A 15407-nucleotide genomic window follows, 5' to 3' on the forward strand; every position below is an offset into this window, starting at 1 on the left:
GCCGCGTCTCCGAGTGTCAAGGGCGTCGCGAATCGCCGCGTCGTGTCCGCCTCACGCGCGCCCGACGCCGGCTCGCCCGCGACCCACTGTCACTCGCGACCGGCTGAGCTCGGCGCCAGGGCCGGCGCTGTCAGAACTCGAGCCGCACGCCGAGCGACGGCAAGATCGGCAGGCCGGTCTGCAGCTGGCGCTGCTGCAGGTTGTACGAGTAGACCCACGCCTCGCCGTTCTGGCGGTTGTAGACGTTGATGATGTCGAGATAGAAGTTCGCCGTCACGCGCTTGAACGTGAAGCGCTTGTCGACGCGCAGGTCGAGCTGGTGGAACGCCGGCAGCCGCCCGTCGCGGCCGAACCACGGCTCGTAGCCGTCCTGCACGAACGCGCTGTCGAAGTAGGAGACCGACGGGTTGCCGCTGACGAGGCGGAAGCGGCCGCCGATCTGCCAGCCGCGCGGCAGCTTGTAGACGGCGAGGATGGTGAGGATGTGCGGCTGGTCGAAGCTGAACGGCCGGTAGTCGGCGCCGGGCCGGGCCTGGATCAGGCTCTTCATCAAGGTGTAGCTGACCCACCCGAACAGCCGCTTGGTCAGCGCCTTGCGGACCAGCAGCTCCATGCCGAAGATCTGGCCGGTGCCCTGGTTGGCGAAGTTCTCGAGCCGGATGTCGCCCGAGACCGGGTCGCGCATCAGCACGCTCGAGGAGGTCGAGCGGTCGAACACGTACTTGTAGAATCCGGTGACCTCGGCCTCGATGCCGACGCTGTCGAACACCTGGGCCACGCCGAGGCTGGTGTGGACCGCCCGCTCGATGCCCGAGCGCGGGTTGCCCCACACCGGCGCGAGGCTGATGAGGTCGGGGATCTGGCTGTAGAGGCCGACGCCGCCCTTGACCGCCGTGTTCTCGCCGACCTGCCAGTTGAAGCGCACGCGCGGGTCGACCGTGGCCTTCTTGATCTGCAGCGCGTAGTAGGTCACGCGCGCGCCGGGGTAGATCGTGAACTTCTCGCCGAGGCCGATCGTCGCCGTGGTGTAGATCGCCGGCGTGGCGTAGTTCTGGCCGATGTCGGCGACGTTGTAGACGCCGGTGTCGCCGGTCCCGGCCCCCGCCGGCACGCCCGGCGCGCGGGCCCCGATCTCGTAGCGACCGGCCTGCAGCTCGGTGCCGACGCGGATCGCCGCTCGCTTGCTCAGCTGCCGCGACGCCTCGGCGCGCCAGCTGAACTCGTACTTGGGGAAGTTGAAGGTGAAGAGCCCGCCGAACGCGCCCGACAGCGACTGGTAGTTGATCGACGGCGTGATCAGGAAGTCCCACGGCCCGTCCTGCTTGCGGTAGACGAGGTCGAGCCGGTGGAACAGGATCGCCGTGCGCGCCTGGTTCTCCGAGCCCGTCATCGTCTCGTTCGGGCCCTGCGCGATCACCCGCAGGCGGTCGTCCGAGCCGAACCACCGCACCGACAGCTCGCCGCCGCCGACCGGGTAGTCGAACAGGAACTGATAATCATAGTAGCGCGGCGCCTGCGACAGCCCGAGGCCGATGTCTTTCGGCAGCGCCGCCTTGAGGATCGCGTCGACGTAGCTGCGGCGGAAGCTGGTGACGAAGCTGCCCTTCTTGATCGGGCCCTCGAGCATGATCCCGGCGTCGAACACGTCGGCGTCGACGTAGCCGTGGTAGCCGTCGCGTCGGCCCTTGCGCGGGTTGACGTTGATGATGCCGCCGATCGCGTCGCCGAACCGGCTGTCGAAGTTGCCGGGGATGAAGTCGATCTGCGCGAGGATGTCGGAGTTGAAGGTCGACGACAGGGCCCCGAAGTGGAACAGCTGCGGGATCTCGTGGTAGCCGAGGTACGTCTTCGAGTCGCCGGGCGCGGCGCCGCGGATGATCAGCAGGCCGAGGCCGAACGGCGCCCGCGCGACGCCGGGGAAGTTCTGCAGCGACTTGAGCGCGTCGCCCTGCGTGCCCGGCAGGTTGAAGATCTCCTCCGGCGTGATGGTGCGACGCGCGACCTCTTCACGGGCGTCGCGGCGCTGCTTCACCACCGTGCGGAACGGGTTCGACACCAGCCGCCGGGCGAAGTACTTGACCTCGAGCAGGTCGCCCTTGGCCAGCTCCTCGACCACCTCGTAGCGGTCGAAGCCCTGCGCCAGGGCGATGATGCGGACCTTGCCGTCGGGCACGCCGCGCAGCTCGAACGAGCCGTCGGGGGCGGTCTCGGCGCGCATGGTCCAGGCCGGTTCGGGCTCGTCGCCGTAGATCTTTTTGGTGACCTGTCCCACCGGCCAGTCCGGCGGCGCGGGCACCACGAGCACGCTCGCGCCCGACACCGGGACGCGCTGGCCGGCCTCGAGCAGCACGCCGCGCAGCCGCACCGGACCTGTCCCTTGGGACTGCTGGGCGGGTTCGCCCGCGTCGGTCTCGGGCTCGCCGGCGTCGACCTCGGGCTCGCGGTCCGCGGGCTCCGGCGGCAGCGGCGGCGGGGCGGCGATGTCGATGCCGACCTTGAGCACCACCTCGATCGGCCGGCCCTTGTAGAGCCCGGGCGTGTAGCGCAGCTGGGCCACGGCGGACTTGGCGAGCGCGTCGAGCTCGGGGTGCACGCTCTGCACGACCTCGAGCTCTTTCGGCACCCCGTCGACGCCGACCACCAGCTTGACGACGACCTGTCCCTGCGGCGGCGCGGGCAGGCGGCGCAGATCTTCGGGGTACTCGAGCTCGACGCTGTTCTGCAGCGCCGGCTGGACCAGGTCGGCCGGGTCCTGCGCACGCGCGGAACCGGCGTGCAGCGCCGCGGCCAGGGTCAGCACCGCGCCCAGGCCGTGCAGGCCGGCGGTCCCGATCCGGAGGCTGGCGAGGCGGCGAGGTCGCGGGCGCAAGCGGCAGGAGCATGCTCCAAGCCCGGCGCCCCTGGCTAGTGCCGCCGAAGCCGGCGCGCGCGGTCTGGCCGGCGTGCGCACGGCCGGGAAGCCCGGGCCCCACCTCCTGCGTAATGTCTCTTCCCGGGGCTTGCCTCGGCGTCCCACCGGACAATCGTTCCCCTGCGGGGTCGAAAGCCGCGCCGACGCGGCAAGGCCGCTGGCCCCCGGTGGTACACTCGTAACGGCTCCCTGCGGCCCGTTGGCCGCGCAGCTCCGCTCCCATGCGCTCCTTCGGCTGGCTTCACTTCACGGACCTCCACCAGGGCCTCGACGCCCAGGGCTGGCTGTGGCCGGGCGTCCGCGAGGTCCTGCTGGCCGACCTCGAGAAGCTGCACGCCCGCTGCGGCCCGTGGGACCTGGTCCTGTTCAGCGGCGACCTGACCCAGCGGGGCAGCGCCGCCGAGTTCGCGCGCCTCAACCAAACCCTGCAGCAGCTGTGGGATCACCTCCGCGCCCTCGGCTCGACCCCCGCGCTGGTGACCGTCCCCGGCAACCACGACCTCATCCGCCCCGACCCGCGCCGCCCCGAGTCGCTGGTGCTCGGCCGCTGGGACACCTATCCCGAAGTTCAGGTCGAGTTCTGGCGCGACGCCAGCTCGCCCTACCGCGCCCTCGTCGACCAGGCGTTCGCGCCGTACAGCGACTGGCTCAAGAGCCACCCGTTCGCCGGCCTGCAGCTGCAGCGCGGCATGCTGCCCGGCGACTGCTCGGCGGTGCTGGCCAAGGACGGGCTCAAGCTCGGCGTCGTCGGCCTCAACAGCGCCTTCTTGCAGCTCGGCGATGGCGACTACACCGGCAAGCTCGCGCTCGACGTCCGCCAGCTGCACGCGGCCTGCGGCGGCGACGGCCCGGCGTGGGTCAAGGAGTGCGACTTCGCGTTGCTGATGACGCACCACCCGCCGACCTGGCTGCAGGCCAAGGCCCGCGACGAGTTGGTCGCCGAGATCGCCCCGCCCGGGCGGTTCGTCGCTCACGTCTACGGCCACATGCACGAGCACGCGAGCAGCGTGATCGCCATCGGCGGCGCGCAGGGTCGGCGCGAGCTCCAGGGCAGCTCGCTGTTCGGCCTCGAGGTCTACGGCGGCAAGGTCGATCGCCGCCACGGCTACACCGCCGCGCGCATCACCGTCGACGACAACAACGAGGCGACCTTGCGGCTGTGGCCGCGCGTCGCCAAGAAGCACGCCGCCGGTCACTGGCGCGTCGTCCAGGACCTCGACGCCTTCGAGCTCGGCGACGATCAGGGCACCCGGCCCGAGCCGCTGCCGCCGCCGCGTCGGCGCACGCCCCCGCCTCCGCCCCCGCCCCCGGTCAACCCGGCCAACCTGGTCGCCACCGGACCTGTCCTTTCGGCCAGCACGTCCGGATCGCACCCTTCGATCTCGCAGACCGCCCCGATCCCGCTCGGCGTGATCACCTCGCTGTCGGGCGGCGCGCCCGGCGACTCGGGCATCTTCTACTCGTCGATCGCCGCCCGCGTGCAGCCACCGGGCGCGCCCTACAACATCAACTGGCACGTCCACCGCGCCGAGGAGGAGCGCACCGCGCTCAACTACCTCGATCAGCCGGGCGCGCCGGTCGTGCTGTGGGGCCCCGACAAGTTCGGCAAGACCTGGATGTCGCAGTTCTTGACCGACATGGTCTACCAGGCCGACGGCGGCGCATGCCGGGTCGTCGCCATCAACCTCGACACCTTCGACTACGAGTCGCGCAGCGACTACGGCAACTTCATCCGCGAGTTCGCGTTCCAGATCGTCGGCTCGATCGGCGGCCCCGAGGACTGGGTCCCGACCTTGTGGAAGTCGCCGGGCAGCGTCAACCAGAAGCTCGGCCGGCTGATGCGGGACAACGTGCTGCCGCTGGCGAGCACGCGGGTGATCCTCGCGCTCGACCGCGTCGACGCCGTGTGGGGCCTGCCGTTCAAGGACGACTGGTTCGGCATGCTGCGCGCGTGGGCCGAGGATCCGCGGCTGGAGAAGCTGCGGCTCGTGCTCGGCATCAGCACCACGCCGCGGCGGTTGATCGAGCGGACCACGCAGTCGCCGTTCAACCTGAGCCCGCCGATCGTGCTCGGTGACCTCACGCGCGAGCAGGTCGAGAACCTGTCGCAGCTGTACGGGCTCGACTGGACGCCGCAGGACTTCGGCGCGCTGATGAGCCTCGTCGGCGGGCACCCCTACCTCGTACGCCTGGCCATGCACAGGGCCAACCTCGCCGGCGGGCTGTCGGCGCGCGAACTGCTGGCCGAGCCGTCGAACCTGTTCGACGACTTCCTCCAGCGCTACGCGCGGCGCCTCCACCTCCACCCCGAGATGATGGCCGGCGTGAAGCGGCTGCGCAGCGACGCGCTGGCGGAGCTCGACTCCGACGCCTCGGCCGCGCTCGAGAGCAGCGGCATCGCCGTCGAGGAGAAGGTCGGCTTCTACCGCCTGCGCTATCGGCTGTACGAGCGGCTGCGGCCATGACCCCGCCACATCCGAGCTCGGGCGCGGGTCTCCACGGCGCCCAGTTCCAGGTCGGCGGCGCGGTCCAGGCCGGCGCCTTTTACATCGAGCGCAAGGCCGACCGCGAGCTGCTCAGCGCGCTGATGCGGGGCGAGTTCTGCTACATCCTCGCCCCGCGGCAGATCGGCAAGACCAGCCTGCGCGTGCGCGCGGCCAAGCGGCTGCAGGGCGGCGGCGTCCGCTGCGTCAGCATCGACCTCACCAACATCGGCTCGACGCTGGTCTCGATCGACGACTGGTACTTCAGCATCGCCCTCGAGATCGCCGAGGCGATGGGCCTGCCGAGCCCCGAGCTGTTCTGGAGCACCCACCAGAACCTCACCCCCGTCCACCGCTGGTACCGCTTCCTCCGCAACGAGCTGCTCGACCGCACCGAGGCGCCGATCGTCGTCTTCATCGACGAGGTCGAGTCGGTGCAGGCGCTGCCGTTCAGCGCCGACGACTTCTTCGCCTCGATCCGCTCGGCCTTCAACCTGCGGGCCGAGGACCTGGCCTACGAGCGCCTCACCTTCTGCCTCCTCGGCGTCGCCGCCCCCGCCGACCTGATCTCCAACTCGGTCCGCACCCCGTTCAACATCGGCCGCGAGATCCGCCTCGAGGACTTCTCGCGCGGCGAGCTCGACGCCTTCCGGCCTGGCCTCGAGGGCCTGGGCGGCAGCCCCGACGCCCTGCTCGACGCCGTGTACGCCTGGACATCTGGCCATCCGTACATGTCCCAAAGGCTATGCGACGACCTGGTCCGGCGCGGCCCGGTCAGCGACAAGACCGAGGCCGAGCGGGTCGACGACTCGGCCTACACCCTGTTCCTGCGCAACGGCCGGACCGCCGACGCCAACCTCGCCTACGCCGAGAAGCGGCTCAACGCCAACGCCTCGCGGGAGCGCTCGCGCGACCTGCTCGACCTCTACCGCCGGCTCCTCAGCGGCGAGCCGGCGCCGGCCGAGCCGAACAACCCGCTGCAGATCGAGCTGCGCCTGACGGGGCTCGCGGCCGAGGCGCGCGGCGAGCAGGGCGACATCCACCTGCAGGTCCGCAACCTCGTGTTCGCCGAGGTCTACGACCACAAGTGGCTGCGCGAGCGAGAGAAGGAGCAGCGGCTGGCCGAGTTCGTGGCCCGCTGGGAGGGCAAGGGCCGCCAGGACGACTACCTGCTGCGCGGCACGGCGCTCGAGGACGCGCTGGCGTGGTCGCACGGGCGCAGCGACCTGACCCTCGGCGACCACGAGTTCCTGCTCGCCGGCCTCAACTTCGCCCGCCGCGAGGCCGAGGCGCGCCACCGGCTCGAGGAGGCCGCGCGCATGCAGGAACAGGCCCGCCTGGCCGCGCTCGAGGAGCAGCGCAAGGCCGAGCGCGAGCGCTACCGGGCCGACATCGAGCGAGAGCGGCGCGAGCGGGCCGAGGAGGGCGCCGTCTCGCAGCGGCGCACCATCTCGATCCTCACCGGCACCGTCGCCACCCTCGGCCTCCTGCTGGCCCTCACCGTGTGGCAGTTCGTGGTCGCCGAGCAGAGCAAGGACCAGCTGTCGCGGATCTCCGAGCGTCGCAACGAGGACGCCCGGCTCGACCGCCTCGGCGCCGACGCCCTCCTCTACGCCCAGCAGCCCGGCAAGGAGCGCGACGCCCTGCTGACCGCGATCAAGGCCGCCGCCGACGCGCTCGCCCGCGACGGCGAGGTCCCGCCGCGCGTCATGCAGGGCCTGGCCGCCGCGGTCGCCACCCCGGTCCAGCGGCCGCTGGTGCTGCGCCACGCCGAGGCCGTGCACGGGGCCCACTTCTCGCACGACGGCACCCGCGTGCTCACGGCCAGCAAGGACGGCACCGCCCACCTGTGGGACGCCGTCTCGGGCAAGACGATCCGCGTGCTCGAGCACGCCGCGCCTGTCCTTTCAGCCAGCTTCTCGCGCGACGACACCCGCATCTTCAGCGTCGGCGCCGACAAGAGCGCGCGGCTGTGGAACGCCGCCACCGGCGACAACCTCGAGGAGTACAAGAACGTCGCCGTCCCGCCGCAGCGGATGATCGCCGGCCTGGCCGACAACGGCTACAGCGTCTACTTCCTCGGCGTCGACCGCGGCGCCCACCTGGTCGACATCCGCGGCAACAAGGCGCGCGACCTGCCGCGCACCCTCAGCGGCAACGTCACCGCGATCGCCCTGGCCGACGGCGAGCCGCTGGCGGCCACCGGCGGCAGCGACGGCGTCGTGCGCCTGTGGGACCTCGACACCGGCGAGCTCCAGATCGAGCTGAAGCGGCACAAGGGCAACGTCGCCGCGGTGCTGCTGTCGCCGCTCGGCGGCCGGCTCGTCAGCGTCGGCGAGGACGGCGACGCCCGCGTGTGGACCACCGCCGGCGCCGCGGTCGCGACCCTCCAGCACGGCGATCCTGTCCTCGGGGCCAGCTTCTCCGCCAGCGGCGACCGCTTGCTGACGTGGAGCCTGGCGCGGGCGGTCGTGTGGTCGAGCGCCGGCAAGCAGCTGGCCAGCCTCACCGACCCGCGCGAGCTGCTCAAGCAGGCCGCCTTCTCGCCCGACGACCGCCGCGTCGCCACCGTCGGCGCCGGCACCGGCGGCGGCGCGGGCACGGCGGTCAAGCTGTGGGACCCGGTCAAGGGCGAGGTCGCGGCCACCCTCACCGGTCACACGGGACAGGTCCTTTCGGTCAGGTTCTCGCTCGACGCCTCGCGCGTGCTGACGACCAGCGAGGACAACACCGCCCGGCTGTGGAACAGCGCCGGCGGCCAGCCGCTGGCCACCCTCGAGGGTCACACGGCGCCCGTGCTGGCCGCCGAGTTCTCGCCCGACGGCGCCCGGATCCTCACCGTCGGCGGCGACAACACCGCGCGGATCTGGGACGGCTCGCTCAACAACGCCGTGCCGACCCTCAAGGGCCACGGCGCCTCGGTGCGGCTGGCCCGCTTCTCGCCCGACGGCAGCCGGATCGTCACCACCAGCGACGACAAGACCGCGCGTCTGTGGGACGTCGTCAGCACCCGCAACATCCGCACCCTCGAGGGCCACGGCGGCCCCGTCGTCGCCGCCGTGTTCGCCGGCGACGGCTCCGGCCGGCTGCTCACCTGGGCCGAGGAGGACTCCAACCTGCGCCTGTGGGACGCCAGCAACGGCGACGAAGTCGCCGTGCTCGGCCACGCCGGACATGTCCTCGGGGCCAGCTTCTCCCGCGACGGCGCGCGCATCGTCTCGGCCGGCGCCGACGACACCCTGCGCCAGTGGGACGCCACCACCGGCGCGGTCGTCGGCGAGCCGTGGCAGGGCACCCGCGGCCAGCAGACCGTCGCCGGCTTCGCCCCCGGCGGCCGCTACGTCGTGCTCGCCAGCCGCGACAGCAACACCGCCCAGCTGATCGACGTCGAGGCCCAGCGCTTCATCACCGACCTCGTCGGTCACAGCGCCCCGGTCGAGGGCGCCGTGTTCTCGCCCGACGGCGAGACCGTCGTCACCCTCAGCGCCGACCACACCGCCAAGCTGTGGGTCGCCCGTTACGGCAGCGAGATCGCCACCCTCGACCCTGCCGCCGGCGCCATCGCCTCGGCCGCGTTCTCGCGCGACGGCGGCCGGCTCGTCCTCGCCACCGCGCGCGACGCCTGGGTGTGGTCGCTCACCGGCCCCGACGACCGCCCGCAGGTGCTCGCCACCCTGCTCGGCCACTCCGCCTCGCTGCTCCACGCCACCTTCTCCGTCAACGGTGGGCGCATCGTCACCGCCTCGTCCGACAACACCGCCAAGCTGTGGGTCGCCCCCGTCGACTCCTCCAACTACGACTTACTGGCGACGCTGCACGGCCACGCCGCCGCCGTCAACTACGCCGAGTTCTCGCCCGACGGCCGCAACATCGTCACCGCCGGCCGCGACGGCCGCATCAAGCTGTTCCCGACCTCGGTCGAGGACCTGCTGCGCAAGGCCTGCGACGAGCTCCGCCCGCACCGCGACGACTACGAGCAGGTCGAGGCCGACTGCCGCCTCGCCGGCGGCTGAAATCACATGTCCTCGCGGACAGGTCGGTGCCCGCGCGACGGCGCGAGTGGCCTGTCCCATCGGCCATGTGCGCAGCGCCTGGACCCCGCGCCACGCCGCCGACGAGCCCGCGACGATCGTCGCGCGGGACCGACGACACCACCAGCGCGCGCTCCTGCGGCCCGCAGCGGAGCGGGCGCTCCACGACATCCTCCCGCGGCTCTGCCTGCGGGTCCGGGCCACCTCGACGGCGCGCCGCGGCCCGACCTCACCGCGCTGACAGCTCCCCGCGCCGCCTCCGTGAGCGCCGCGCAGGCCGCGGCGGTGGCATCAGCGCGCGTTCTGGGCTATCCCCGGGGCGCATGCGCCCTCGCCCGCTCGCCCTCGCCGCCCTCGCGCTGACGCTCGCCGGCGGCTGCCTCAAGATCCCGGCCGAGCCCAAGTCCCCGGAGACAGGTCCCGAAGGACAGGTCGCGACCCTGGCCTGGCCCGGCGCCGCGATCGACAAGCTGTACCGCCCCGGCGAGGTCCGCGTGTACACGATGATGCAGTCCGGCAAGCCGATCGGCACCTCGTGGGGCCGCTACGAGGGCCCGGTCGACGGCGAACCCGGCCACTTCCGCTTCGCCACCCGCATCGAGCTGCGCCCGCCCGGCCGCGACGGCAAGCCGGCCGAGCCGCTGCGCAGCTCCGGCGAGATCGTCGTCGACGCCCGCGGCGACCTGATCCGCGGCTTCGAGCGCAGCAACGCCGCCGAGCTGGTGTTCGAGCGCAAGGGCGACGCGCTCCACTTCAACTCCGGCCGCGAACGCGACGAGATCACGTACCGCAGCGGCGACGCGTTCATGGCGTTCTCGGCGATCTTCCACGAGGAGCTGATGTTCGGCCTGCGCCGCCTCGAGGCCGGCGAGCTGGCGTGGCGCCTGGTCAGCCTGTCGGGCTCGATGCCGACCGAGTGGACGGCGACGCTGACGATCCCCGACCCGGCGGCGCCCGGCCGGGCCACGGTCAAGACCAACCTCGGCGAGACGGTCACGCTGCGCGACGGCCGGATCGAGAAGGTCCAGATCGAGGCCGACGACGTCGAGATCCAGGTGCCGGTGCAGCCGCCGACCTGGCCCGAGTGGCAGATCGCCGGGCCACCTGTCCTCAAGTACAGCTCGCTCCCGGGCGCCCGATTCACCCGCCGCGAGGTCGAGCTGCCCGGACGGCCCGGCGAGCCCGCGCTGGCCGGCGAGGTCCTGCTGCCGCCCGGTCCGGGCCCGTTCCCCGCGGCGCTGCTGCTGCCCGGCACCGGCCAGCAGGACCGCTTCGGCTTCGCCGGCCCGCCGCCGGTCGACCTCGGCAGCCACACGATCACCGACGCGCTCGCCGAGGCCGGCTTCGCGGTCCTCCGCTTCGACGAGCGCGGCTTCGGCAGCAGCGCCGACGGCCCGATCTCCTACCTCGGCCAGCTCGAGGACGCCCGCCGCGCGCTGCGGACCCTGCTGGTCCAGGACGAGGTCGACCCCGACCGCGTGGTCCTCGTCGGCCACGGCGAGGGCGGCTGGAAGGCGCTGACGCTGGCCGCCGAGGACCCGAGCGTCAAGGCGGTGGCGCTGCTGGCCACGCCCGGCCGCCCGTACGAGCAGATCCTGCGGGCGCAGGGCGAGGCGGCCCTGCAAGCGGTGCCGCCCCAGCTCCGCGACGACGCCCGCAAGACCCAGAACAAGACGCTGCAAGCGCTGAAGACCGGCCACGGGGTGCCGCCGGAGCTGGCGGCGCAGGCGCTGTGGGTGCGGGAGATCCTTCAAGTCTCGCCGGAGGCGCTGATCGCCGGCAGCGAGGCGCCGCTGTGGATCGCGCAGGGCAACAAGGACTTCGAGGTCGACCCGAACCGCGACCCCCAAGAGCTGGTGAAGCTGGCCAAGCGCCGCAAACGCAAGGCCGAGCTGCGCTCGTTCGCCGACCTCGACCACCTTTTTAAACCCGAGCCCGAGAACTCCAACCCGGCCCGCTACCTCGACGCCGCCCGCACCGTCGACCACGCGTTCCTCGGCCAGCTTACGACCTGGCTGCAAGGCCAGATCAAGGCCGCGCCCGCCAAACCGCGCGGCAATTGAGCGGGCCCGCGAGGCCGCGCAAGGCAGCCGCGAGGCCCCGCGAGGCCGCGCGAGGCAATCGCCCGCCACGGGCCGGCGGCCGACTCTGCGCCGGAGCAGCCGAGCATGTCCCCTTTGACATGCACTCGTGGACATGCCCTCGCGGACATGTCCCTTCGCGCATGCCCTTCAGGCCATGTTTTTTTAGGAATCCATCAGCGCCGACAGCGTCGCCGGGCGGAACACCCCGCGCTCGGTGATGAACGCGGTCACCAATTCGGCCGGGGTGACGTCGAAGGCCGGGTTGCGGGCGCCGACGCCGGCCGGGGTCATGCGGCGGCCGCCGTGGAGGTGGACCTCGTTGTGGTCGCGCTCCTCGATCGGGATCTCCGCCCCGCTCGCGGTCGCCGGGTCGACCGTCGACCACGGCGCCGCCACGTAGAACGGGATCTGGTGGTAGCGGCACAGCACCGCCACCGTGTACGTCCCGATCTTGTTGGCGACATCGCCGTTGCGGGCGATCCGGTCGGCGCCGACGATGGCCGCCTGGACCTCGCCGCGGGCCATCAGCGCGCCCGCCATGTTGTCGGCGATGATGTCGACCGGGATCCCGTCGTGGCGCAGCTCCCACGCGGTCAGCCGCGCGCCCTGCAGCACCGGCCGCGTCTCGTCGGCCAGCACCCGCAGCTTCTTGCCGTTCGCGTGGGCCCGCCGGATCACCCCGAGCGCCGTGCCCCAGCCGGCCGTCGCCAGCGCGCCGGTGTTGCAGTGCGTCAGCACCGTGCCGACGTCCGGCAGCAGCGGCGCGCCGTGGTCCGCCATCGTCAGGCACGCGCGCAGCTCGTCGTCGACGTAGCGCAGCGCCGCCGCGTGCAGGTGCCCCCGCACGCCGGCGACCGTCAGCCCGGCCGGGCACTCGACCAGCGCGCCGCGCATGTGGCCGATCGCGTGGAACAGGTTGACCGCCGTCGGCCGCGTCCGCGCCAGCCGCTCGAACGCCATCAGGCACGACTCGCGGAACATCCCCGCGTCGTCGGAGAACCGCCACGACGACGCCACCAATCCCAGCGCCGCCGCGCAGCCGATCGCCGGGGCCCCGCGGACCGCCAGCTTCTCGATCGCCTCCGCCACCGCCTCGACGTCGTCGAGGTCGAGCCAGTCCTCGCGCTCGGGCAACGAGCGCTGGTCGAGCAGGTGCAGCACCCGACCGTCGGGGCTCAGCTTGACCGGACGGAGCATCGCGCTGGATTCGCTGGTCATGTCGTGTCGTCTCCTGGGGGCGGCGAATGTAGCGCCACCACGAGGAGTTTGTGGACGCGTCGCGGGTCGGTTCGCCCCCGCAGCGCCTGCATGACCCGGCCAATTAGGTACCCCCATAACGCCGCCTTTCCCGCGCGATACTGCGCGACCTGCTGCGGGTAACCTCGCAGCACGCCGACGATCGCCGCCGTAAGGGCTGCGTCGTCATCCTCGAGGACCAGGCCCTCGCGCGCGGCGATCCCCCCCGGGACGCCGCCCTCCACCACCAGAAGATCCAGGATCTGTTGAGCTGCCGGCGCGCTCACCTCAGCGGCCTCGAGCATACGCACAAGGTCCGCCAGCGCCGCCGGCGCCACCTTCGCCGAACTCAGCTGCTTCGTCGGCACGCGCCGGATCAGCTCGGCCGTCAGCCAGTGACACAGCCGTCGCGCCAGCGCCGGCCCGCGCGGACCGAGGCTCGTCAGCGCCGCGTCGAACCAGGCCCCGAGGATCGGCTCGTCGACCAGCAGGCTCGCCTCCGCCGGCGCCAGCCCGAGCACGCAGTAGCGCACACGTGTCCTTTCGGGCAGCTCCGGCTGACCCTCGCGGGCCCTCGCCATCGCCGCCGGAACGACGCGCCGCCAGCGGTATTCGAGCTCTGTCTGCTTCACGCGCATCCCCTGCACCGCCGCGCGGGCCACGTCGTCGCGCAGCGTCACCGCGTACCGGCGACCCTGCGGCGATCCGCGCCTCCTGGCGTTCGACCTCGGCCGTCACGGCCCGCTCGATGAAGTTGAACGAGTTCAGGTCCTCGCTCTCACAGCGCACCCTCGGGGCCGCGGGGCCGCGGCGCTGCAGCGAGACATTCACGTCGCAGGGCGGCGAACCACCCGCCATCGTGGCGGCGGACACATCGAAGCGCAGCCGCAAGAGACGCGGCGCCCGCAGCTCCCGCGCAGCCTCCGCAGCGCCGCGGATCACAGGCGCTGTCACGATCCCGAGCAGCGCCGCGCCGGCGCGGCTGGAATCGAGCGAGGGCCCGGCGAGCACCTCGCCGGCGTCCTCCTCGAGGCGCCCGCGTCACGGCTCGCGATCGAGCCGCAGCGCGCGCCCCGGCGGACAGATCAGCGCCCACGTCCCCGCGGAGCCCGGCTCGCCGTCGTCGGGCGCGACCAGGGCGCAGCCGTTCTCTGCGACCGCCTCTGGCCGCGACGCCAGCCGCAACATCCGCGCTCCCTCGAGGTCGACCGCGAATACCCGATCCTCGATCTCGATCACCCCGGGCTGCCGCGTCTTTTCGTGCGGCGGCATCCGCCGCGACCGCCCCGTCGTCACCTGATAGGCGTGGCGGCTCCCGACCAGCCATCCGCGACGATCCTGCCGCACGCTGTGCTCGTCGGGCGGGAGCTCGACCCCGCCGCGATCGAGCTCGAGCGATCCGTCGGCGAGGTCGATCCGCCCGAGCAGCTCCCGGCCGTCGACCTTCACCCGCGCGGCGCTCCACAGCGCTCCGTCGCGGCCGAGCACCGGCAGCATGAACAACTTCTGCAACCCCGCGATCGTCTGCGCCCCACCGATCACCGACCGCAGCTCCCGCACCCCCTCCGGACAGACCAGCGCCGCCGCCACCGCGGCGAATTCTTGCCTCCACTCGCACCCCACGGGCGCGTCGACGCTCGTCCCGTCGGCGTGCACCACTCCACTGGTCACCCCGAACGTCCCGTACGTGTCCGCTCCGAACGGCACCCACGGCTCCCCCGACTCCTCCTCCATCGGCTGCGGCGCCGCCTTGTAGCCCGAGTAGACCCGCGCCCCGCCCGCGTCCGCCAGCACCGCCGCGGACAGGTCACCCATGCGCGTCGGCGGCACCATGAACGCGTCGTGCCAGTCTCTCCAGTCGATCCACGGCTCGCACGTATGATCGCGCCACGGGAACGTCAGCGCCCCGTCGCCATCGGTGTCGCGCGGCACCACCAAGAATCGCACCCACCCCGGCGCCCCGGTCGGCTCGGCGCGCCACAGCTTGTACGGCGGCGCCACGACCTCGCGCTCGTGCCCGTCGCTCAGCCGGCGGATCACCGCGCGATCCGGATCTGTCCGCAAGTACAGCAGCTCGCCGCCCCACGGATCGAACATCGCCTGCCGCCCCTGCCCCCAGCAGCGCTGGCGATCGCCGGTCAGGTCGGCTCCACGGGCTGCGAGGTCGTCGAGCGTCCCCGTCTCGCCGTCGAGCAGCCACAAGTGCTTGCCCGCGAGGGCCACCGCCCAGCGCCCGCGCGGGTCGGTGGCGACGACCTCCTCGATCATGCGCCGCGTCCCCGCGACCGTGTCGTGGAGCATCAACAGCGGCGGCACGTCCAGGCCGAGCTTCCTCTTGCTCTCCTCGTCCGTGTACACGTACAGCGCCACGAACCGCGCGTTCGCGCTCATCCACTTGAGCTCGCCCGGCCGTCGCTCGCCGAGCTCGATCACCTCCGGCTCGCCGGCGATCTCATGCACCATGGGGGCCGGCTTCGCCGTGCACGCCGCCAGCGACAGGGCCACGATCGTCGTGCGTCGCATTCGCCGTGCAACGCCCGTCGCCCGCTGAAGTTTCCCGCCCCTGCACTCCGCGGCGCCAGGTCGCGCCTGTCCTGCGGCCCGCGAGCTCAAAAAACAATCGCCGGCCGTGTCGCACGCCCTGCCGAAGCCTGCTGCTCCT

Annotated in this window: 7 protein-coding genes and 1 pseudogene; 3 read left to right on the plus strand and 5 right to left on the minus strand. The window is 72.5% G+C overall.

The window, feature by feature from the left end:
* Window positions 1-130 precede the first annotated feature (130 nt).
* Entirely contained in the window at window positions 131-2869 is a 2739-nt protein-coding gene (locus POL25_RS08460; RefSeq protein ID WP_272085408.1) for an energy transducer TonB, read from the minus strand.
* Between the two features lie 263 nt (window positions 2870-3132).
* Here POL25_RS08460 and POL25_RS08465 point away from each other — a divergent pair, with 263 nt between their 5' ends.
* The 3 genes from POL25_RS08465 (at window position 3133) to POL25_RS08475 (ending at window position 11488) form a co-directional block, all read left to right on the plus strand.
* Complete coding sequence (locus POL25_RS08465) at window positions 3133-5376, plus strand: AAA-like domain-containing protein (RefSeq protein WP_272085409.1); 2244 nt, start codon at window positions 3133-3135, stop codon at window positions 5374-5376.
* Complete coding sequence (locus POL25_RS08470; RefSeq protein ID WP_272085410.1) at window positions 5373-9407, plus strand: AAA-like domain-containing protein; 4035 nt, start codon at window positions 5373-5375, stop codon at window positions 9405-9407. Before POL25_RS08465 ends, POL25_RS08470 begins: the two co-directional genes overlap by 4 nt.
* 341 nt (window positions 9408-9748) lie before the next feature.
* Window positions 9749-11488 carry an alpha/beta hydrolase family protein gene (locus POL25_RS08475; RefSeq protein ID WP_272085411.1) on the plus strand — a complete coding sequence of 580 codons (1740 nt, stop codon included), beginning with the start codon at window positions 9749-9751 and terminating at the stop codon, window positions 11486-11488.
* Between the two features lie 183 nt (window positions 11489-11671).
* On the opposite strand, the gene mtnA is transcribed toward POL25_RS08475, so the two are convergent.
* The 4 genes and pseudogenes from mtnA to POL25_RS08490 form a co-directional block, all read right to left on the minus strand.
* Window positions 11672-12727 carry an S-methyl-5-thioribose-1-phosphate isomerase gene (mtnA, locus tag POL25_RS08480; protein WP_272085412.1) on the minus strand — a complete coding sequence of 352 codons (1056 nt, stop codon included), beginning with the start codon at window positions 12725-12727 and terminating at the stop codon, window positions 11672-11674.
* Complete coding sequence (locus tag POL25_RS08485; RefSeq protein ID WP_272085413.1) at window positions 12724-13425, minus strand: Asp-tRNA(Asn)/Glu-tRNA(Gln) amidotransferase subunit GatB; 702 nt, start codon at window positions 13423-13425, stop codon at window positions 12724-12726. The genes mtnA and POL25_RS08485 overlap by 4 nt, the downstream gene beginning before the upstream one ends.
* A 19-nt stretch (window positions 13426-13444) precedes the next feature.
* Window positions 13445-13756 (minus strand): annotated as a pseudogene (gatB, locus tag POL25_RS44880) (Asp-tRNA(Asn)/Glu-tRNA(Gln) amidotransferase subunit GatB); the annotation flags it as partial.
* A 30-nt stretch (window positions 13757-13786) separates the two neighbouring features.
* On the minus strand, window positions 13787-15268 hold the full coding sequence (locus POL25_RS08490; protein WP_272085414.1) for a hypothetical protein: 1482 nt from the start codon (window positions 15266-15268) through the stop codon (window positions 13787-13789).
* Between the last annotated feature and the right edge of the window lie 139 nt (window positions 15269-15407).

It is taken from the genome of Nannocystis bainbridge, from assembly GCF_028368995.1.
Lineage (GTDB): Bacteria > Myxococcota_A > Polyangia > Nannocystales > Nannocystaceae > Nannocystis > Nannocystis bainbridge.

Coding starts and splice junctions, on each gene's coding strand:
- POL25_RS08465 (WP_272085409.1), top strand. CDS start 3,133: ATGCGCTCCTTCGGCTGGCTTCACTTCACGGACCTCCACCAGGGCCTC.
- POL25_RS08490 (WP_272085414.1), bottom strand. CDS start 15,268: ATGCGACGCACGACGATCGTGGCCCTGTCGCTGGCGGCGTGCACGGCG.
- mtnA (WP_272085412.1), bottom strand. CDS start 12,727: ATGACCAGCGAATCCAGCGCGATGCTCCGTCCGGTCAAGCTGAGCCCC.
- POL25_RS08470 (WP_272085410.1), top strand. CDS start 5,373: ATGACCCCGCCACATCCGAGCTCGGGCGCGGGTCTCCACGGCGCCCAG.
- POL25_RS08475 (WP_272085411.1), top strand. CDS start 9,749: ATGCGCCCTCGCCCGCTCGCCCTCGCCGCCCTCGCGCTGACGCTCGCC.